Origin of the sequence: Streptomyces sp. NPDC032472 (genome assembly GCF_040636955.1) — a bacterium.
Lineage (GTDB): Bacteria > Actinomycetota > Actinomycetes > Streptomycetales > Streptomycetaceae > Streptomyces.
Window position 1 is genome coordinate 67,163 of sequence record NZ_JBEZVK010000009.1, and the last position, 19,322, is coordinate 86,484.

At 71.7% G+C, this 19,322-nt stretch carries 16 protein-coding genes; 2 read left to right on the forward strand and 14 right to left on the reverse strand.

Annotation, left to right across the window (positions count from 1 at the left end; genetic code table 11):
* Positions 1–175: 175 nt before the first annotated feature.
* Positions 176–1,117, forward strand: a complete 942-nt coding sequence (locus tag AB0F11_RS08085; RefSeq protein ID WP_362169610.1) for a helix-turn-helix transcriptional regulator — start codon at positions 176–178, stop codon at positions 1,115–1,117.
* A gap of 16 nt (positions 1,118–1,133) precedes the next feature.
* On the opposite strand, the gene AB0F11_RS08090 is transcribed toward AB0F11_RS08085, so the two are convergent.
* The 11 genes from AB0F11_RS08090 to AB0F11_RS08140 form a co-directional block, all read right to left on the reverse strand.
* Positions 1,134–2,402: an acyltransferase gene (locus tag AB0F11_RS08090; protein ID WP_362169612.1), complete on the reverse strand. Its 1,269-nt coding sequence runs from the start codon at positions 2,400–2,402 to the stop codon at positions 1,134–1,136.
* A 144-nt stretch (positions 2,403–2,546) separates the two neighbouring features.
* Complete coding sequence (locus AB0F11_RS08095) at positions 2,547–3,863, reverse strand: VCBS repeat-containing protein (protein ID WP_362169614.1); 1,317 nt, start codon at positions 3,861–3,863, stop codon at positions 2,547–2,549.
* Entirely contained in the window at positions 3,860–4,654 is a 795-nt protein-coding gene (locus AB0F11_RS08100; protein WP_362169616.1) for a hypothetical protein, read from the reverse strand. The genes AB0F11_RS08095 and AB0F11_RS08100 overlap by 4 nt, the downstream gene beginning before the upstream one ends.
* Positions 4,655–4,677: 23 nt before the next feature.
* Positions 4,678–5,874, reverse strand: coding sequence for a UDP-N-acetylglucosamine 2-epimerase (non-hydrolyzing) (wecB, locus tag AB0F11_RS08105; RefSeq protein ID WP_362169618.1), 1,197 nt, complete (start codon positions 5,872–5,874; stop codon positions 4,678–4,680).
* A 314-nt stretch (positions 5,875–6,188) separates the two neighbouring features.
* Positions 6,189–7,880, reverse strand: coding sequence for an FAD-binding protein (locus AB0F11_RS08110; RefSeq protein WP_362169620.1), 1,692 nt, complete (start codon positions 7,878–7,880; stop codon positions 6,189–6,191).
* A 9-nt stretch (positions 7,881–7,889) separates the two neighbouring features.
* Positions 7,890–9,149 (reverse strand): MFS transporter, encoded by a 1,260-nt coding sequence (locus tag AB0F11_RS08115; protein ID WP_362169622.1) that lies wholly within the window; start codon positions 9,147–9,149, stop codon positions 7,890–7,892.
* Positions 9,150–9,157: 8 nt separating this feature from the next.
* Positions 9,158–9,955 carry an SDR family oxidoreductase gene (locus AB0F11_RS08120; RefSeq protein ID WP_362169623.1) on the reverse strand — a complete coding sequence of 266 codons (798 nt, stop codon included), beginning with the start codon at positions 9,953–9,955 and terminating at the stop codon, positions 9,158–9,160.
* A gap of 117 nt (positions 9,956–10,072) precedes the next feature.
* Positions 10,073–11,491 (reverse strand): MFS transporter, encoded by a 1,419-nt coding sequence (locus AB0F11_RS08125; RefSeq protein WP_362169625.1) that lies wholly within the window; start codon positions 11,489–11,491, stop codon positions 10,073–10,075.
* A gap of 77 nt (positions 11,492–11,568) precedes the next feature.
* Positions 11,569–12,630, reverse strand: a complete 1,062-nt coding sequence (locus tag AB0F11_RS08130; RefSeq protein WP_362169627.1) for a ParB/RepB/Spo0J family partition protein — start codon at positions 12,628–12,630, stop codon at positions 11,569–11,571.
* Between the two features lie 201 nt (positions 12,631–12,831).
* A complete protein-coding gene (gene galU / locus AB0F11_RS08135; protein WP_362169629.1) occupies positions 12,832–13,743 on the reverse strand; it encodes a UTP--glucose-1-phosphate uridylyltransferase GalU in 912 nt (303 codons plus the stop codon).
* A gap of 62 nt (positions 13,744–13,805) precedes the next feature.
* Positions 13,806–14,426 (reverse strand): TetR/AcrR family transcriptional regulator, encoded by a 621-nt coding sequence (locus AB0F11_RS08140; RefSeq protein WP_362169630.1) that lies wholly within the window; start codon positions 14,424–14,426, stop codon positions 13,806–13,808.
* Positions 14,427–14,726: 300 nt separating this feature from the next.
* Between AB0F11_RS08140 and AB0F11_RS08145 the strand changes: the two genes are divergently transcribed.
* A complete protein-coding gene (locus AB0F11_RS08145; RefSeq protein ID WP_362169632.1) occupies positions 14,727–15,974 on the forward strand; it encodes a transposase in 1,248 nt (415 codons plus the stop codon).
* A 97-nt stretch (positions 15,975–16,071) separates the two neighbouring features.
* On the opposite strand, the gene AB0F11_RS08150 is transcribed toward AB0F11_RS08145, so the two are convergent.
* From AB0F11_RS08150 to AB0F11_RS08160, 3 genes are all read right to left on the reverse strand, one after another.
* Entirely contained in the window at positions 16,072–17,439 is a 1,368-nt protein-coding gene (locus AB0F11_RS08150) for a phosphomannomutase/phosphoglucomutase (RefSeq protein WP_362169633.1), read from the reverse strand.
* A 118-nt stretch (positions 17,440–17,557) separates the two neighbouring features.
* Positions 17,558–18,541, reverse strand: a complete 984-nt coding sequence (locus tag AB0F11_RS08155; protein ID WP_362169635.1) for an NAD(P)-dependent oxidoreductase — start codon at positions 18,539–18,541, stop codon at positions 17,558–17,560.
* Positions 18,538–19,218 (reverse strand): ScbR family autoregulator-binding transcription factor, encoded by a 681-nt coding sequence (locus AB0F11_RS08160; RefSeq protein WP_362169729.1) that lies wholly within the window; start codon positions 19,216–19,218, stop codon positions 18,538–18,540. The genes AB0F11_RS08155 and AB0F11_RS08160 overlap by 4 nt, the downstream gene beginning before the upstream one ends.
* Positions 19,219–19,322: the final 104 nt, after the last annotated feature.

Genomic DNA, 19,322 nt, shown 5'->3' on the forward strand with positions numbered 1-19,322 from the left:
CTTCACACATCCCTTCCGACCGACACGACACGGGAGTTCGTGTTCCGGAATCGACTGTGGACGGGTCGGCGGGGGTTACCCAGCCCCCTGGTTCTGCTGGCGCCGGGCAAGCTAGCACTCGCAGGGCCACCCTTACGGGCAGCGCCCTGCGCGCTCCCCCGGCAGACTGGAGGACATGGACACACCTACCGCCCTGGGCGAGTTCCTGCGTACGCGCCGGGCCCAGCTCCAGCCGGAAGACGTCGGTCTCCCCTCGCACGGCACCCGCCGCCGGGTGCCCGGGCTTCGGCGCGAGGAGCTGGCCCTGCTCGCCGGTGTGAGCATCACGTACTACACGCACCTGGAGCAGGGACAGAGCACGAACGCCTCGGACAGCGTCCTCGACGCCCTGGCGCGCGCCCTGAACCTGACGCCGGACGAGCACGCGCACCTGCTGAACCTGGCCCGGCCGCCGCGGGCCAAGCGGACCCCGTCGCCCCGGCCCGAGTACGCCCGGGAGACCACGAAGCGGCTCATCGGTGCGATGCCGCAGGTCCCGGCCGTGGTGCTGGACGGCCGCAACAACGTGCTGGCCTGGAACCCGCTGGGCCACGCCCTGCTGGCCGGCCATCTCGACCCGACGAGCCCCGACGAGCCGGCCGTACGCCCCAATCTGACGCGGATGCTGTTCCTCGACCCGCACACCCGGGAGCTGTACACGGACTGGAGGAACGAGGCGCGCGTGGCGCTCGCGGCGCTGCGTCTGGTCGCCGGCCGCAACCCCGAGGACCGGGCGCTCGCCGAGCTCATCGGGTCGCTCATGCTGCAGAGCCCCGACTTCGCGACGCTGTGGTCCAAGCACCCCGTGCGCGACTGCACGGTCGGGACGAAGGAGTTGCACCACCCGGTGGTCGGCCCGCTGACCCTCGACTTCGAGAACCTGCACCTCACGGACGGCACCAATCACCGGATGCTGCTCTACACGGCTCCGGCCGGCTCGCCCTCCGATGCGGCGCTGCGGATGCTGGCGAGCCTGACGGCCGGTGCGCAGGGGCCGGCGCAGGAAAACCCGAAGCCCGCGTCCGCGGATGCGGACGCGGACGCGGGCTCGGGCTCGGGCAGCGAGCGGCAGCGCTGAGGAGAGCGGGTGCCGGTCAGGGGGTGCGGCCCGCGGTGGCCGGCACGTGCGGTTCGGCGTCGGCGGCGGCGAGGCCGGCCGCAGCCCCTTGCGCCGGGGCCGGTGCCTCGGCCCGGGTCTGCGCCGGGATCCTGGCCGTACGGGAGGCCTTGCTGCGGCCGAAGCGCCGCATCATGGGCATCTCGACGAAGTGGTAGAGCAGCCAGCCGCCCAGCAGCGAGGCGCAGAAGAAGCCGGCGACGACCAGCAGGGCCATCGGGACGCTGAAGGTGTGCTCACCGAACAGCGAGCGGAGGTAGAAGATCGTGACGCCCTGGACGAGGTAGAAGCCGAAGGACACCTCGCCGAGCCAGACCATGACGCGGCTGCGCAGGAAGGTGTGGCGGCCCTCCACGTCGGCGGAGGCGGTGGCGCCGATCAGCGCGCCGACCGGGATGATCGTGGCGACGACGAAGCCGTACTGGAACGGTGCGACGAGCGCGGCGGCGTAGCCGAGGACGGTCAGGACGGCGGAGACGCCGAAGCCGACGCGGCGCGGCCAGAAGCCGGCCAGGACGATCCGGGCGAGCAGGATGCCGAGGGCGAACTCGAAGAGGCGGCCGAGCGGCAGCAGGTAGCCGAACCAGAACTGCATGCCGGAGATCGGGGTGATGGTGGACTTCGGGGTGTCCGGGACGAGGTAGGTCGAGATCAGCTGGACGGCGACCATTCCGGCGATCATCGCGGCACTCCAGCCCCACAGGGCGGTGCCGCGGCGGAGCTTGCGGATCGGGCCGATCAGCAGCGGGAAGAGCACGTAGAAGAGGAGCTCGCTGCCGAGGGACCAGCTGGGCGGGTTCACGCTGAGGTTGACGGTGGGCTGCGGCCACCAGGTGTGGATCAGGAAGAGGTTCGGCAGCCAGTCGGCCACGCCGGTGACGGCCGCGCCGGCGAAGAGGATCATCGCGGCGGTGAAGACGACGACGTGGTTGGGGAAGATCTTCAGCAGTCGGCGGCGGAGGAAGGCGGTGGCCCGCTCCCCCGGCTTGGCGGCCCAGGCGAGGACGAAGCCGGACAGGACGAAGAAGAAGGAGACGCCCAGGTAGCCGGCCTTGCCGAAGGCGGTGGAGAACCAGTCGGCGACCTCCGCGTCGGCGAAGGGGTTGATCGGGGCGTTGGGCGGGATCGGGGAGTCCGTCAGGGACGAGTGGAAGAAGAAGACGGAGAGTGCGGCGAAGAACCGCAGGCCGGTCAGTGAGGGCAGTTTCGCCCGCTTCGCGGCGTCGGAGGACGTCGTGGAGGCCACAGGGATCGCTCTTTCGGAAGAGGTCGGAAGAGGTTTCGTGAGGGTCGGCCGCCGGGGCCGTGTCCCGCCCGTGCGGCGGGTGGGCCCCGGCGGCGCGAAGGGGCGTCGCGTCGCGGGACTGCCCGTTGGGGGTTCGGGCCCGGCCTACTGCCCGCTCTGCCCCGCCGGTTCGGCCTGCCCGGCCTGCCCGGCCTGCCCGACCTGCCCGACCTGCTCGATCTCGTTGCGGTAGAGCATGAGCTTGGCGTCCTTGGCCACGTAGTAGTTCTGGACGGAGTAGGCGATGGTCGCGAAGTCCAGCCGGCCGTCGCCGTTGAAGTCGGCGGTGGCGATACGGGCGACGGACTCCTCGGAGACGCGCCACTTGGCCCAGATGCCGGCCGCGGCGTCGATCGCCTTGTAGTACATGACCCCCTGCCACGGCCACGGCCCGCGCAGGGCGACGAGGAACTCGTCGTCGCCGTCGCCGTCGAAGTCGGCGCAGACGATCTGGTGGCCGGGGCCCTCGCCGTTCTCGTTGGGGTCGCCGTACACGTCGAGGAGGACGCGGTTCCAGCCCTGGCCGTCGCCGTCGGCGGCCTTGGTGTAGACGGCCACCGTGTTGCCGTGGAAGGGCTCGACGGCGGCCACGTACGCCATCGGGTCGTCGCCGAGGCGGCCGGCGTTCAGGTCGCCGCTGCCGCGGAAGCCGGTCTGCTCGAACTGGGTGAGCTCGCCGGTGCCGATCAGCTCGCGGATCCACTCCTGGCGGGCCTCGTCGTAGTAGAGCCAGGTCACACCCTCGTCGGAGGCCAACAGGATCGACTCGAGGTCGGAGCCGGGGATGAGGCCCTTCTTCTTCTCGGCGCCGTGGATCATCCGGAAGTGGCTGTCGTCGACGATCGTCATCGGCCATTCCTCGGCGGTGTGCACGTCGTCGGGCTGCGTGAAGAGCACGACGGGCAGGACGGCGTGCACGTCCTCCTTGGCGACGATGGGGAGGCCGATGATCTGGAGCCGGTCGGTGCGGGTGAAGTGGCCGGCGCGCAGGCGGTGCATACCGGTGGCGCGTCCGACGTAGTGGCGCTTCCAGCGCGACTCGTCCTTGTCGGGGGTGCCCGGGTTCTCCAGCCAGTCGATCTTCCCGCCCTCGGTGTTGGCGTCGACGATCGTGCCGATCGGCCCGTAGAGGTCGTAGCAGACGATGACGTCGGGATGTCCGTTGCCGCTGACGTCGGCGAAGTCGGCGCCCACGGGCATGTTGATGCGGTCGGCTATGAGGCGGCGGGTCCAGTCGCCGTCGTTGGCGTACCAGTAGATCTCGCCGAGGCGCAGGCCGTAGCCGAACAGGTCGGGCTTGCCGTCGCCGTTGATGTCCGGGGCCTCCAGCCAGTAGCCGTCGCGCAGCTGGCCGGCCACGAGCTCGGCGGTGAACTTCGGGGCGCGCAGGGTGTGTTCGGTGTTCTTGTCGGCGGCGGTCATGAGCGGGTCTCCAGGAGGGTCGAGGGGCGGGCGGCGGGAGGGGTGGTGGGGAGCGTGCGCAGGGCGCGGGGTACGGGGTGGTACTCGATGGCGAGCCAGATGCAGTCGGTGTCGGCCCGGTACTGGTGCATGGGGTAGTGGTAGGTGCACTGGGGGCCGGTGGCGCAGAAGGGGTCCGGTGTGGTGTAGCCGGGGCTCATCAGGACGTCCTGGTACAGGGAGGCCTGGTCCTGGTTGCGGAACCGTTGCATGCGGCCCAGGCCGTGCACCTGGGTGTGGACCTCGATGAAGTCGTGCTTGTTGTGGATGAAGCAGTCGGTGCCGGCGGGCGAGAACCACAGGTTGGCGCGGACGTTGAACTCCCGCAGGTACCCCTCGGTCTCGCTTTCGCCGAGCACGTAGGAGGGGTCGAACAGCACGGTGTTGATGTCGTCCTGGGAGCTGCGGTAGAGCGGGGTCTCACGGGGGAAGTCCCCGTGGTCGGACGTGTCGGCCAGGTGCGACCAGCCGGGCTGGTCGACGATGCCGGCCACGTCGGCGCCTTCGCCGGCGCTGCGCAGCAGGATCAGCGCGTCGGCCTGCTCGATACGGGTGTCGGCGAGCACCGTCGAGGACAGCGGGGGGATGGTCTTACGGGGCTCCTCCGCTATGGTCACCGGCTTTACGCCGGGGTTGACGACGATGGTGCGGCCTTCGACGGTGTAGTCCACGGCGTCTCGGACGAGCGCGGCCCTCAGGTACGGGGAGCTGAAGTTCAGCGGGCGTTCGGTGGCGGACGGTGTGGCACGCATGCGGGCGCTTCCTCTCGGTGGCTTCAGGTGCGGGCGAAGTCGGCCGTGCGGGCGAGCTCGACGCTGAGCTCGTCGACGGCGGTCTCGGGGACGAACGGCTCGGGGGCGGGCCCCATGCCGAAGAAGTGGGCGAGGGCGGCGACGGTGCGCTCGGTGGCGCAGCCGTCCCCGTACGGGTTGGCGGCGTTGGCCATGCGGTCGTACGCCTGCCGGTCGCGCAGGATCTCCAGGGTGTGGGCGACGATGCCCTCGGTCTCGGTGCCGACGAGGCAGGCGGTGCCGGCGACGATGGCCTCGGAGCGCTCGGTGACGTTGCCGAGGACGAGGGTGGGCTTGCCGAGGGCGGGCCCTTCCTCCTGGCTGCCGCTGCTGTCCGAGACGATGACGTCGGCGCGGCCCATGAGCTTGCAGAAGCTGAGGTAGGGCAGCGGGTCGACGACGGTGATGGCCGGGTGGGCGCCGATGTACGGAAGCAGCGCCTCGCGGACGACGGGGTTGCGGTGCAGGGGGACGACGACGCGGACGCCGGGCTCGTCGGCGATCCGGGCCAGGGCCTGTCCGATCTTCGGCAGGTGCGGCCAGGCCTCGCGGCGGTGCGCGGAGGCGAGGACGATGCGGCGGGGGTCCTCGTCGAGGTCGGCCAGGGCGGGGTCGCCGTAGTCGTCGGCGCGGCCGCTGGCCCAGCGCAGGGCGTCGATGACGGTGTTGCCGGTGACGGTGATGGTGTCGGCGGCGATGCCTTCGCGGAGCAGGTTGGCCAGGTTGCCCGGGGTGGGGGCCAGGTGCAGGGCGGCGACCTGGGCGACGAGCCGGCGGTTGCCCTCCTCGGGGAAGGGCGAGCCGAGCCGGCCGCTGCGCAGGCCGGCCTCGACGTGGACGACGGGGATCCGCTGGTGGAAGCCGGCGAGGGCCCCGGTGAGGGTGGTGGCGGTGTCTCCGTGGACGAGTACGGCGTCGGCGGGCGCGGCGACGAAGTAGTCCTCCAGGCCGCGCAGCGAGCGGTAGGTGACCTGGGAGAGGGTCTGCTTGGGAGCCATCACGTCGAGGTCGACGTCGGCGGTGAGGCCGAAGGCGTCGAGGGTCTCGTCGAGCATCTGGCGGTGCTGGCCGGTGGAGATCACGACGGGGGCGAAGCGCGGGTCGTCCTGGAGGGCGCGGATGACCGGGGCGAACTTGATGGCTTCGGGCCGGGTGCCGAGGACTACGGCGACGGAACGCATGGTTTCCTCTTCTTCCATTTCTTCCATGACGGATGGATTCGAGCCAGGGCGTGCAGGGATGACGGGAGCTCGGCATGGCGGTGCCGAGGGCTGTTCCGTGGGTGGTGGCCAGGGGATCGGGTCTCTCACGAGAGGCGTTTTCGGCTGCTCTCTTCCGGCCAGGACCAAGCTTTCCCGGAGCGGCTCGGGGAGTCAACGAACCCCCGCGCGGCCACTCGAACAGCAGCGCGGGGGAACGACAGAAGCCCCGTGCACCGGGGACCGGGCACAGGGCTTCTGCGGAGGGCGGGAAGGAGGGAAGAGGGGAAGAGGGGTCAGCGGGCGGGCTTGACGGACATGGAGTGGCGGAAGAAGTCGGACGGGTCGTACCGCTTCTTCACCTGCTGGAGGCGCGGGTAGTTGTCCTTGTAGTAGAGCGTGGTCCACGGCACGCCGGAGCGGTTGTGGTGCGGATCGGTGATGTCGCGGTCGGGGTAGTTGATGTAGCAGCCGTCGGTGTTGTCGTCGATCAGCGGCACGCCGCCGGTCGCCGAGAAGAAGTCCTCGTACAGGTCGCGCAGCCAGCCCAGGTAGAAGTTGTCCTCGCTCTCGTCCTCCCAGAAGGTCTGGAAGCACATCTTGAAGATGGACGAGCGCTGCGCGTTGGCGGTCGCGTCGGGCGCGGCGGCATTGACCTGGCCGCCGAAGGAGAACAGCACCAGCATCGTGTCGGGGTTGGTGAAGTCCGGCCGGCTCATGTGGCGGTAGAGCGTCGCGATCTGGTGGTCGGAGAAGTTCCGCTTCATGTAGGCGGACTTGTGGCCGCCGCGGGACGTCGGATTGGTGATGGTCGGGTTGTTGGTGCCGACCAGCCGGGTCGCCTGGAGCCATGGCAGTGTCTTCGGCTCGGCGAACTGCGGCATCGCGGGCAGCTCGCCGGTGGGGCGGGTCAGGGCCTTGGGGGTGACCCCGGTTCCGGCGGTGATCGCCGCCAGGTAGTCGTCGAGCAGCTTGCGCGCGTTCGGTACGGTCGCGTCGACCTGGGTGAACATGCCCAGGCTGCCGTGGGCCTTGGAGCTGACGTTGAAGAGGCTGGAGAGGTTTCGGTACGGGGAGTCCGGCGCGCTGTTGGCCGCGTGCCAGGCCCCGAAGTTCTTCAGGAGCCGGGTGAACTTGGCTTCGGTGAGCTGCTCCCAGGGGAAGTCGACGGCACTGACCAGGACGGTGGACGGCGGGGATATCAGCTGCTGGGAGGGTTCGGTGCCCTTCGCGTCCGGGGAGCGGAACCAGTAGCGGGTCACGAGGCCGAAGTTGCCTCCGCCTCCGCCGGTGTGCGCCCACCACAGTTCCCGGTTCGGGTCGTTCTTCTCCCGGGTCGCCACGACCGTCCGTACGCCGCCCTTGCCGTCGGTCACCACCACCTCGACGGCGTAGAGGTGGTCGACGACCAGGCCGTGGGCGCGGGAGAGCAGGCCGTACCCGCCGCCCGCGATGTGCCCGCCCGCGCCGACGCTGTAGCAGATGCCGCCGGGGATGGTGACGCCCCAGCCCTTGTACAGGGCCTCGTAGACGTTCATCAGCCGGGCGCCGGGTTCGACGACGAAGGCCCGGAAGGCGGGGTCGTAGCCGACGTACGTCATCTCGGAGAAGTCGAGGATGACCTCGGTCTCCGGATGGGCGGCGAAGTCGGCGAAGCAGTGGCCGCCGCTGCGCAGGGAGACGCGCTTGCCGGCCCGGACCGCGTCGCGCAGGGCGCGTTCGGCGTCCGCGGTCGACCGGACCATCTTGACGTAGTCGGGGCGGGCGACGAAGCGCTGGTTGTTGCCGGTGGTCAGCAGCGGGTACCGGGGGTCTCCCGGCTTGACGACCGATCCGCTGCCCGCGGCCGCACCGGCCGCCGCGTTCGCTGAGCCCGGCGTGGGCGCCGCGGCGGCCACGGCCTGGCTGCCGAGCGCGCCGGCCACTGCCGCGCCTCCGACGACGGCCGCACTGCGGGTGAGCATGGTCCGGCGATCGACACCGTTCATGGTTCTTCCTCAACTCCTGTTCGATGATGACGTGGTGCCGTACCCGGCTCCGGCCGCACCCGCCGCGGCGGGTGAGTCACCGGGACCGGTGAGGGGTTCCGCGGGCAGCGGGCGCGGCCCGCTCCTGCGGTCGAGCCGCCCGGAGAGGGCCGCCGTGCCCAGGCCGGCCGCCGCCAGGGCGGCGCCGATCCAGGTGGGCGCCGTCCAGCCCAGGCCGTGGGCGACGGCGAGGCCGCCGAGCCAGGCCCCGAGGGCGTTGCCGAGGTTGAAGGCCGCGATGTTCGCCGCGGAGGCGAGGGCCGGGGCCCCGGCGGCCTGCTGCATCACACGTGCCTGCAGCGGGGGTACCGTCGCGAAGCCGACCGCGCCGAAGGCGGCGAGGGTGATCGCGGCGGGCAGGGCGGCGTGCGAGGTGAAGGTGAACACCACCAGCACCAGGCTGAGGCCGCCGAGGATCACGTACAGGCTGGGCATCAGGGACCGGTCGGCGGCCCGGCCGCCCGCCACGTTGCCCACGCACAGCCCGACGCCGAAGAGGACGAGGAGCCAGGCGACCGCACTGTCGGAGAACCCGGCGAGCTCGGTCATCATCGGCGCGAGGTAGGTGAAGGAGGCGAAGACGCCGCCGAAACCGAGCACGGTCGTCGTCAGCGCCAGCCATACCTGCGGCTTGCGGAAGACGGCGAGTTCACCGCGGAGCGCGCCGGCCTGCGGCTTGGGTTGCGCCGGTACGAGTCCGATGATGCCGAGCATGCCGACGACTCCGACGGCGGTGACGGCCCAGAACGTCGAGCGCCAGCCGAACTGCTGGCCCAGCAGGGTGCCGAGCGGGACGCCGAGCACGTTGGCCAGGGTCAGGCCGGTGAACATCAGTGCGATGGCGCTGGCCCGCCGGTCGGGGGCGACCACGTCGGCGGCGACGACCGAGCCGATCCCGAAGAAGGCGCCGTGGGTGAGGGCGGCGATCAGCCGGCCGGCCATGAGGGCGGAGTAGTCGCCGGCCAGCGCGCACAGCAGGTTGCCGGCGATGAAGATGCCCATGAGCACCACGAGCATCGTCTTGCGCGGCAGCCGGGCACCGGCGGCGGTCATCAGCGGGGCGCCGACGACCACGCCGAGCGCGTAGCCGGTGACCAGCATGCCGGCGGACGGGATGGACACGGACAGGTCGCCGGCGACGTCCGGGAGCAGGCCGACGATGACGAATTCGGTGGTCCCGATGCCGAAGGCACCGATCGCGAGGGCGAGGAGCGGGAGGGGAAGTCGCATCGGCCCGGTCAGATCTGCCGCAGGGCGCCGCCGTCGACGCTCCATTCGGCGCCGGTGACCTGGCCCGCGAGCGGGGACAGCAGGTACGTGACGATGCGGGCGACGTCCTCGGGGGTGCCGATGCGGCCGCTCGGGAGCCGGCGCTCCTCGCGGATGAAGTGGTCCACGGCCTCGTCGGCGGGGAGGCCGAAGCGCCGGCCGAGCTGTTCGGCGAAGCCGCCGGGCGCGTCGAAGAGGGCGGTACGGGTGGGGCCCGGGGAGACCACGTTGGAGCGCACTCCGCGAGCCCCGAACTCCGCGGCCAGGGACTTGGAGAGCGAGAGCAGCGCCGTCTTGGTGGCGGCGTAGTCGACGATGCCGGGGTCGGGGAAGCGGGCGGCCTCGCTGGCGATGTGTACGAGTGCACCACCGGCGTCCGCCTCCAGCAGCGCGGGGAGGGCGGCGCGGGTCACGCGTACCGCGGAGTGGAAGTTGACCTCGAAGGTGTCGTGCCACTGCTCGTCGGTCACGGCGAGGAAGCCGGTACGGGATTCCAGCGCGCCGGCGTTGTTGACCAGGCCGTCGAGTCGGCCGTGGCGGTCCAGCACGGTGTCGACCACCTGCCGGGCGGCGTCGGGGTCGGTGAGGTCGGCGGTGACGGTGCTGACGGTGCCGCTGCGTCCGCCGGGGGCCTCGGGGGTCCACGGCTTGCGGGCGACACCGACGACGGTTGCGCCCTCGGCCGCCAGCAGGCGGGCGGTCGCCGCGCCGATTCCGGAGGATGCTCCGGTGACGAGGTAGACGCGGTCTTCGATACGGAGGTCCATCACGTTCCTTGGGAGAAGGAGACCTGTGTGAGTGGGGGGAGGGAGAGGCGGCCCGGCCCGGCCGGGCCGCCTCTCGGAGGGGGAGGGGGGAAGGGGGGAGGGGAGAGAGCGGGTGTGTCAGGCGGTGGCGGTGTGCTTGGTGCGGAGGAAGAGGACCGTGGTCAGGGTCCCGACCAGCACGATCGCGGTGTTCACGATCACCGCGGTGGTGATGCCCGCATGGATGTCGGCGTTCGCCGCTGCGATCGCCGACATGATCGGCGTGCCCATCGTGATACCGATCTGCTGCGTCATCGTCGCCAGACCCGTCGCCATACCCTGCTCGTGGTCCGGCAGACCCGTCGTCGCCGTCACCATGAACCCGACGATCACCAGCATGTTCCCGACACCACCGGCGAACGTCGCCACCAGCAGCAGCCACATGCTCGCCGACGTCTCACCCAACGCCACCAGACTCAGCGTCGCCACCGCCTGCAACAGACCACCCATGACCAGCGTGGCCCGCGTCGACGTCGCACCGATCACCCGCGGCGCAATCGAACCACCGATCACCGTCCCGATACCCAGCACACCGAACGACAGACCGGCCGTCAGCGGCGAGAAGTCCAACACCTCCTGCAGATACAGCGTCATCAGGAAGACCAGACTCGTCTCCGTCAGGAACGCGATCAGACCCGCGATGTTCCCCCACGCCACCGTCTTCTTCTTCAGCACACTCACCGGAACCAGCGGCGCCGCCGACTTCGACTCGACCGCATAGAACGCCACCAGCAACACCACACCAGCAGCCAGCCACCCCAGCGCCGACACCGAACCCCAGCCCAGCTCACCCGCCTGCGTCAACCCGTAGATCAAAGCGAGCAGACCCAGCGTGACCGCCGTCGCACCCGGAACATCCAGACGCGGACGCACATCAGGACGCGACTCCTTGATCACCGCCGGAGCAATGAACAACACCGCGAGCGCCACCGGCACATTGATGAAGAACGCCCACCGCCACGACAGCAGGTCCGTCAACACACCACCCAAAATCGCACCCGTGGTGAACCCCGCCGACATCAGCGCACCGTTCAACCCCAGAGCCTTCTGCCGCAGCGGACCCTCCGGGAACGACGTCGTCAGCAGCGACAGACCCGCCGGCGTCACCGCAGCCGTCGCCAGACCCTGGAACACACGCGCCGCGATCAACATCTCAGGACTGCTCGCCAGACCACCCGCCAACGACGACAGACCCAGCACCGCCAGACCCACCAGGAACAACCGACGCCGACCGAACAGATCCGCAACCCGCCCGAACAACAACGTGAACCCCGCCGCACACAGAGCAAACGACGTCGCGATCCACTGCAGGTTCGACAACGAGAACCCCAGCCCGTCACCGATCACCGGCAACGCCACATTCAGGATCGAGAAGTCCACCGCCAGCATGAACTGCGCCACCAGCAGCACCACCAGCACCAACCTCAAACGCCCGTCCAAACGAACCGGGCCCTCCCCCACACCCTCCGCAACCCGAGCACCCTCGACAACCGACATCGCCAGACTTCCTTTCACACACACTTGAACGGAGGCCCTCCCGCAGGGAGAGCCGGTACTTGGGGGTGGAGGCGCGCTCAGGCGCGGGCCTCCTCCGAGGCGCGGCGGCCCAGCTCCTCGGACAGTTCCTGCCAGTCGCGGGCGCACTGGGCGGCCGCGGCGGCCGCGGTCTCGGCCCGGTACGGGGGGACCGAGGCGACGATCCGCTCCCAGTGGCGGAGCCCGCTCACATGGAGGTCGAGCATCCGCAGGAGGAGCCGACCGGCTTCGCTCAGCCTGAGCAGGGGGTCCTTGCACAGGCCGGCGACCAGGCCCGGGAGCGCTCTGCCGCGTCCCGGGCCCGGGGCCGGGCCCCGGTTCGGGGCCCGGCCCGGTCCCGGGGTCGCGGGCCCGACGGGGGGCGGGCCCGCGGTGGTCCCGGGACGGCGCTGGGTGGCGGGCACGGGGTCCGCCCCTTCGCCGATCCGGCGTCGGACGTCCCGTACGGTCGACGGCGCTATGCCCGCCTCCCGGGCGATCTCCCGCAGCGAGGCGGTGGGGCGCCCCGCCAGCAGCCGGGCGGCGGCCTCTCGGCCGCGCGCCGGGTCGGACGGCCGTATCCGGCCGTCCTGGCCGACTCTTCCCGGCGGCTCGGCCGCCGGAGCCTCGCGGCGGCGGAGGCCCGCGACGGTCTTGGCCGCCAGACCGGTCCGGCGCGCGATGCCGCGGTCGGACCAGTCGGGGTGGGAGCGCAGGATCCGTAGTGCCGCGGAGGTCCGCTCGGCGTGGGTGAGCGGCAGCCCGTGGCTGATGTTGGCCTCCACCGAGAGGACGAACGCGTCTTCGGCGCTGCCGTCGAAGTACGTCACGTCCACCGTGGGCTGCCCGCGCAGTACGGCGGCCCTCAGCCGGTGCGTTCCGTCGATGACCCTCATGGTCGGACGGTGCACGAGCAGTGGGGGGAGGGCCCGGCCGGACTGGGCGAGGGCCTGTGCGTGGCTCTCGTCCACCTGGACGGTGCGCGGGGAGTCAGCGCAGTGCAGTGCGCCGACGGGGATTTCGGCCACGGCGGCGGGGGTGCCCGCCGTGGACACCGCCTGGACCATGTGGAGTGCGGTCCGCTTGCTCGGGCGGTGTGTGGGGTGCATGTGGTTCTGCATGTGGTTCACCTCCTTCCGTGCGCTCGGTGGCCGGGACGTCGGCGGCGTTCGTTCGACGACTCCGGGGAAGAAATTACGTAACTACTGTTCGGTAACCTGCGCTGGCGGCGAAGCCCGGCGCTATTTCGGCAACTTGCCCGAGTGGCCGGGGACCGGGGTGGGCGACCGGGGAAGTTCAGCGGTCGCCCACCGCGAGGCGGCTCAGACCCCCACGAGCTGCTGCGTTCCCACGAACTCGCGCAGCCAGGAGAGGAATTCGGGCCCCAGGTCGTCGCGCTCACAGGCGAGCCTGACCGTCGCCCGCAGGTACTCCGCCCGGTCCCCGGTGTCGTAGCGCCGGCCGTCGAAGACGACGCCGTGGACGGGCCTGCCCGCCTCGACGAGGGCGCGCAGCGCGTCCGTCAGCTGGATCTCGCCTCCGCGCCCCGGCTCGGTGGCCCGCAGGACGTCGAAGATCTCGGGGTCGAGGAGGTATCGGCCGATGATGGCGAGGCTGCTCGGCGCGGTGCCGGGGGCAGGCTTCTCCACGAGGTCGGTGATGCGCAGGCCGGCTCCGGCGCCGGCCGTCGAGCGGTCCACCGCGGCGCACCCGTACTGGTGGATCACCTCCGGCTCGACCTCCATGAGGGCGACGACGCTGCCGCCGTGCCGTGCCCGGACCTCGGCCATGCGGGACAGCAGCGGGTCGCGGGGGTCGATCAGGTCGTCGGCCAGGAGGACGGCGAACGGCTCCCGGCCGACGTGCGGCGCGGCGCACAGGACGGCGTGCCCGAGGCCCTTGGGGTCGCGCTGGCGCACGTAGTGGATGTCGGCGAGCTCGGTGGAGGCGCAGACGCTGTCGAGCTTGTCCTGGTCGCCCCGGCGCTGGAGGGCCTCCTCCAGCTCGTAGTTGCGGTCGAAGTGGTCCTCCAGGGCCCGCTTGTTGCGGCCGGTGACCATGAGGATGTCGGACAGGCCGGCCGCGACCGCCTCCTCCACCACGTACTGGATGGCCGGCTTGTCGACGACCGGAAGCATTTCCTTCGGGGTCGCTTTGGTCAGCGGGAGAAAACGCGTGCCGAGACCGGCGGCGGGGACGACTGCCTTCGTGATCCGGTGAGATGAGGAATTCATGCCACCGAGGCTAGGCGCGACGTGCCGCCCTTCGGCCTGAATTTCCTTCCCTTCAGGCCTACTTAGGCATTTTCATTTCCGGTCGGAGCGTCTCGGCACGGGCCGCAGCCCTCGGCCGGAGACGCAATACCGCGGCAGATCACGCGCCACAGTTCCCGCAGTTCGCCCACGGCCGCACCGGGCCGGCGGATCCGGCCGTGGCGCACGCGCGCGACGGTGCCGCCCACCAGGTGCGCCAGCAGCAGCACGGCCGGACGCGGGTCGGCGTCGGGCCGCAGCCGGCCCTCGCTCCTCGCCCGGTCGAGCAGGACCCCGGCCGCCGGCAGCCAGCAGCCGTACCACTCGGGGCCGGCCCCGGCACCGGCCCGTTCCTGGGTCAGCCGCGCCGTGGCCCGTACGGCCGGGTCCGTCTCGATGAGCGAGCCCAGGGCGACGACGAGCGCGGCGAGGGTGTCCAGCGCCGGGCCGCCGCCCACCATGACGCGCTCGACCACCGCGCGGGTGGCGGCCCGGCCCGACTCCTCGACGGCAAAGGCAAGTTCCGCCTTGGACGAGAAATGAAAAGTGAGCGCACCCACCGACACTCCGGCGGAGCGGCTCAGCCGCGTGAACGACGTTCCTTCGTATCCATTGCGGTCGAATTCGACGCCGGCCACCGCGATGAGGTGTTTCCGGGTGAGCAATCCGCGCTCTTGCTTTACCAATGCAGCACTCTCACTGACGTCCAGGTCGTTCCCGACTCGCCGGGCATACGGGCCCGCGAGGCTGCCCCCAGCCTTTCCCGGGCGCCGCCGGCGTACAACGCGGACTTGGCGAAGAAGCAGCCCCCGCCCGCCGCGCCGCCCGGGGCGCCGGCCGCCCCGGCTTCCAACGTGCCCAAGTCGCGGGACGGACGCCAGCCCTGAGCTAGAAAAAAAACGAACGTTCTGTATTCTGGCCGGAGTTCGCCGCCACACACCGGCGCCTGCAGTGAAGGGGGAGAGATGACGGCAGACACACGGCCCAGAGCCCTGGTCTCCATGGACACCGCGCTGGACGGGTACACGGAACGCCTCTTCGGCCACTTACCGCGAGCCGACCAGCGACGCTGGGCGCAGGCCTACCTCCAAGGGCTGCTGACCACGCCGGGCAAGAAGTCCGTGCGCCGGCTCGCCGCCTCCGTCAGCGCTTCGCCCACGGCCTCCCAGTCCCTGCAGCAGTTCATCAACGCCAGCCCCTGGGACTGGGACCAGGCCCGCCTGGAACTGCTGCACTGGGTCGAGGAACGCCACCCGGTACACGCCTGGACCATCGGCCAGGCGGTCCTGCCGAAGCGCGGTGAGCACTCGGTCGGCGTGCACCGCCGCTTCGACCCCGCCGCCGGACGAACCGTCAACGGCCAGTTCGGACTCGGCCTGTTCCTGTCCCTGGGCGCGACGAGCGTTCCCGTCGACTGGCGGCTCATGCTCCCCGAGGCCTGGACGGACGACCCCGGCCAGCGCCGTCGGGCCCGGATCACCCCCGGGATCGCACACCGGGCGCCGGAGGCCCTCGTCCTCGAACTCGTCGAGTCGATCGCCGCGCACACCTCGGCGGCCCACGCCCCCGTGGTCGCCGACCTGAGCCGGCTGACCGGCGCCGCCGCGCTGCTGGGCGCGCTGGCCCGGCGCGGCCACGACTTCCTGGTCTCCGTCCCGCCCACCCTCACCGTCAGAGCTGCGGGGCTCGCCCCTGGCCGCGGTGACGCGGGCCGGGCGGCGGGATGCGAGAGCACCGCGGGCGACCTCGCCCGCCTGGGCAACACCCGCCACCCGTACACGGCGGTACTCACCGGCCCCGCCGCACGGGCGCAGCCGATGCGGATCCACTCGGGTCTGGTCCGGGTACCGGGCGCGGAGACGGGCACGCCGGCAACGGGGCGCGGGACCTACCGCCTGTTCGGCGAGCGCCGCCCGGGGCTCGGCCACCGGGGCGGCCCGGTCTGGATCACCAACATGACGGAGCACCGGATGGACGACCTGCTGTACCTGGCCAGGCAGTCCACCGAGGCGGGGCGGGCACTGGGGACCCTGGCGGAGGACTTCGGCCTCCTCGACTTCGCGGGCCGCTCCTTCCCCGGCTGGCACCACCACATGACCCTGGTGTCCGCGGCGTACGCCTACAAGAGCGTCCCCTCCCCGCGGGACCGCCAGAACCGCCCGGGCCTGCCCCCGGTCTACCCGACGGCGCTCGGTTCCCGCCGGTCCGCCTGAGAGCCGCCGCCCGCTGTCCGCCGGCCGCGCCCGGGGTGCTCGGCCCGACGCCCTTCCGGGCCTGTCCGGGCCGGCCCCGGCCCGGCCCGGACAGGCGTCAGGCGCGGATGAGGGAGAGGACCTCGTCGCGGACCCCGGCCAGCGTCGCCTCGTCACGGGCCTCCACGTTCAGGCGCAGCAGCGGCTCCGTGTTCGAGGCGCGGACGTTGAACCACCAGTCCTTGCCCGTCGCGGTCAGGCCGTCCAGCTCGTCGAGGGTGACGTCCTCGCGGGCCGCGAACTCCTCCTTCACCGCCGCCAGACGGGCCTTCTGGTCGGCCACCGTCGAGTTGATCTCACCCGAACCGGCGTAGCGGTCGTACGAGGCGACCAGGGCGGACAGCGGGCCGTCCTGGCCGCCGAGGGCCGCCAGGACGTGGAGCGCGGCGAGCATGCCGGTGTCCGCGTTCCAGAAGTCCTTGAAGTAGTAGTGCGCGGAGTGCTCACCACCGAAGATCGCACCCGTCCTCGCCATCTCCTCCTTGATGAAGGAGTGGCCCACGCGGGTGCGGACCGGGGTGCCGCCGTTCTCCCGGACGACCTCCGGCACCGACCACGAGGTGATCAGGTTGTGGATCACCGTCCCCGACCCGCCGTTGCGGGCCAGCTCCCGGGCCGCGACCAGCGCCGTGATCGCCGACGGCGGGATGCCCTGACCGCGCTCGTCCACGATGAAACAGCGGTCCGCGTCGCCGTCGAACGCGATCCCCAGGTCCGCGCCCTCCGCCGGCACACGCGCCTGCAGGTCCACGATGTTCTTCGGGTCCAGCGGGTTCGCCTCGTGGTTCGGGAACGTACCGTCCAGCTCGAAGTACATCGGCACCAGATCCAGCGGCAGGCCCTCGAAGACCGTGGGCACGGTGTGGCCGCCCATCCCGTTGCCCGCGTCGACGACCACCTTCAGCGGGCGGATCGGCGCCAGGTCCACCAGGCCCCGCAGACGGTCCGCGTAACCGGCCAGCGTGTCCTGCTCCGAGACCGTCCCCGCCACCGTGCCCTCCGGAGCCGCCGGGGCGCCCTCGTCCAGCCACCTCTCCACCAGCTCGCGGATCTGCGACAGGCCCGTGTCCTGCCCCACCGGGGCCGCACCCGCCCGGCACAGCTTGATCCCGTTGTACCGGGCGGGATTGTGCGACGCCGTGAACATCGCACCCGGCAGGTCCAGGGAACCGGAGGCGTAGTACAGCTGGTCCGTCGAGCAGAGGCCGATCAGCGTGACGTCCGCGCCGCGAGCCGCCGCGCCCCGCGCGAAGGCCGCCGACAGACCGGGCGAAGACGGCCGCATGTCATGGCCCACCACGACCGCCGAGCCGCCCACGACCTCGACGAAGGCCGCACCGAACAGCTCGGCCAGGGACTCGTCCCACTCGTCGGGCACGACACCGCGTATGTCGTACGCCTTGACGATGTTCGAAAGGTCGGGCATTTCAGCTCCTTCAGGGATGACGGGACGGATCGGGACGCTACCCGGGCCGCCTCCCCGCGGCGCCCGCCCGGCCCGATCGCGGCGAGGCTTTGGCATTTCGCCGCGGCGTGCGGCCCCGTCAGCCGGGAGCCTGGGCACCCCTCCCCCGGTACCACCGTGCGGCCGCGCCGAGCCGGGCCAGCGGTCCGGGCCCCGGGTCGGTGCCCGTGAGCCGCCACGCCGCGTCGGCGCGGTACCAGTGGTCCCCCGCCAGGAGGGTGAACTGCCGTTCGCTGACCCAGCCCTGACTCTCCGCCAGGGCCTCCAGGCACCGCTCCCACGGCCAGTCCGCGGCGGGCCGCCCCGGCAGTACGCGGTGCTCGACGAGTGCGGCCATGAGCTCCGCGTTGCGCACCGGAACGGGGTGGTGTGCGTGCAGGATGCCCGCCGCCCCGGCCGAGTCGCCCGCGCCGAGGGCGCAGGCCGTGATGAGCCGGGCCAGGTCGTCGACGTCGACGAAGGAGGCCGTCCCCGCTCCGCCGTCCCAGTGCGCCGGTACGCGCCGGAAGGCGTCGGCGAGCGCCGGCACGACCCACCGGTCGCCCGGCCCGAGCACCAGCCCCGCGCGCAGGACGAGCCCGCCCGCGGCGAGCACCGGTTCCTCGCCCGCCAGCCGGCTGCGGCTGGCCGGGGACACCGGTGCGGGGACCAGCTCCCCGACGTCCTGGCCGCGGTGGGGGCCGGGCCCGTAGACCGCGCAGGTCGACAGGTGGACGATCCGCGCAACTCCCGCGCGCTGCGCCTCGGCCGCCACGGCCGCGGTGCCGGCGGTGTTGACCGCCGTGCACAGCTCCGGCTCCGGGCCGATGTGCGAGGCCAGGGAGAGCACGACGTCCGCGCCGTCGCACACGCCGCGCAGGGTTTCCGGGACGGTCAGGTCGGCGTCCACCCAGCGCACGCCGGGTGCGCCGGGTGCGCCGGGTATGCCGGCCTCGGCGGCCGGTGCAGGCGTACGGGAGACCGCCCGCACCTCGATGTGCGGGTCCGCTGCCGCCAGGCGGCGCACCACGGCCGAGCCCACGAAGCCCGTGGCCCCGGTGACGACGACGCGGTGCACGCTCACGCCGACTTCTCCTGCACCGGGTCCGCATCCGTCGCGGCGGCCGGGTCCGCCGGGGGCAGCGTCAGGCGGATGGCGCCGCGGACGCCGTCGGCGGCCACGGCGGGCAGCAGGTAGCGCCACAGGACGGCGATCCGCTGCGGCAGGTCCGCGCGCCCGGTCGACGCCTGGGAGAAGAGCTGGGCACCGGTGAAGGAACTGACCAACACCCACGCCAGCTCGTGGTCGTCGACGTCCGGCTGGAGCTCTCCCTTGGCGCGGGCGAAGCGCAGCTGCTGGCGGAACTCGAGCAGCCAGGCCTGGTAGGCGACGTCGTCGCGCAAGCCGAACTCGCCCTGCTCCACGGCCAGTCGTACGCCCGCCCGGAGGACCGGATTGTGCTGGAGCTGCTCGGCCAGGTAGAGCGTGATGTCCACCAGGTGCTGCAGGCCGTCCTCGCCGGCCGGGAACACCAGCCCCTCGCCCTGGCCGACCATCACGGCGTACGCGAGCTCCTCCTTGGAGCCGAAGTGGAAGTACATGCCGCCCTGGGTGACTTCAGCCCGGTGCATGATCTTGCTGATGCTGGCGCCGCTGAAGCCGAACTCGTCGAACACCTCCGCGGCCGCGCGCAGGATCGCCGCCCTCGTCTGGACCGCCCGCTGCTGTGGTGCGCGTTGCCGCTTGCGCTCTGACACGATGTCTCAACTCCCTCGACAAAAAAAACGAACATCCTCTATTTTAAGTCTCGACGCACTCAAGCACCAGTTCGCAACGCCGTTTCTAGGGGGCCTTGATCGTGACC

Excerpts from the sequence above, each read along its gene's own strand:
- AB0F11_RS08125 (WP_362169625.1), bottom strand. The coding sequence starts at position 11,491 with ATGTCGGTTGTCGAGGGTGCTCGGGTTGCGGAGGGTGTGGGGGAGGGC.
- AB0F11_RS08085 (WP_362169610.1), top strand. The coding sequence starts at position 176 with ATGGACACACCTACCGCCCTGGGCGAGTTCCTGCGTACGCGCCGGGCC.
- galU (WP_362169629.1), bottom strand. The coding sequence starts at position 13,743 with ATGAATTCCTCATCTCACCGGATCACGAAGGCAGTCGTCCCCGCCGCC.
- AB0F11_RS08115 (WP_362169622.1), bottom strand. The coding sequence starts at position 9,149 with ATGCGACTTCCCCTCCCGCTCCTCGCCCTCGCGATCGGTGCCTTCGGC.
- AB0F11_RS08120 (WP_362169623.1), bottom strand. The coding sequence starts at position 9,955 with ATGGACCTCCGTATCGAAGACCGCGTCTACCTCGTCACCGGAGCATCC.
- wecB (WP_362169618.1), bottom strand. The coding sequence starts at position 5,874 with ATGCGTTCCGTCGCCGTAGTCCTCGGCACCCGGCCCGAAGCCATCAAG.
- AB0F11_RS08150 (WP_362169633.1), bottom strand. The coding sequence starts at position 17,439 with ATGCCCGACCTTTCGAACATCGTCAAGGCGTACGACATACGCGGTGTC.
- AB0F11_RS08110 (WP_362169620.1), bottom strand. The coding sequence starts at position 7,880 with ATGAACGGTGTCGATCGCCGGACCATGCTCACCCGCAGTGCGGCCGTC.
- AB0F11_RS08100 (WP_362169616.1), bottom strand. The coding sequence starts at position 4,654 with ATGCGTGCCACACCGTCCGCCACCGAACGCCCGCTGAACTTCAGCTCC.
- AB0F11_RS08130 (WP_362169627.1), bottom strand. The coding sequence starts at position 12,630 with ATGCAGAACCACATGCACCCCACACACCGCCCGAGCAAGCGGACCGCA.
- AB0F11_RS08145 (WP_362169632.1), top strand. The coding sequence starts at position 14,727 with ATGACGGCAGACACACGGCCCAGAGCCCTGGTCTCCATGGACACCGCG.
- AB0F11_RS08095 (WP_362169614.1), bottom strand. The coding sequence starts at position 3,863 with ATGACCGCCGCCGACAAGAACACCGAACACACCCTGCGCGCCCCGAAG.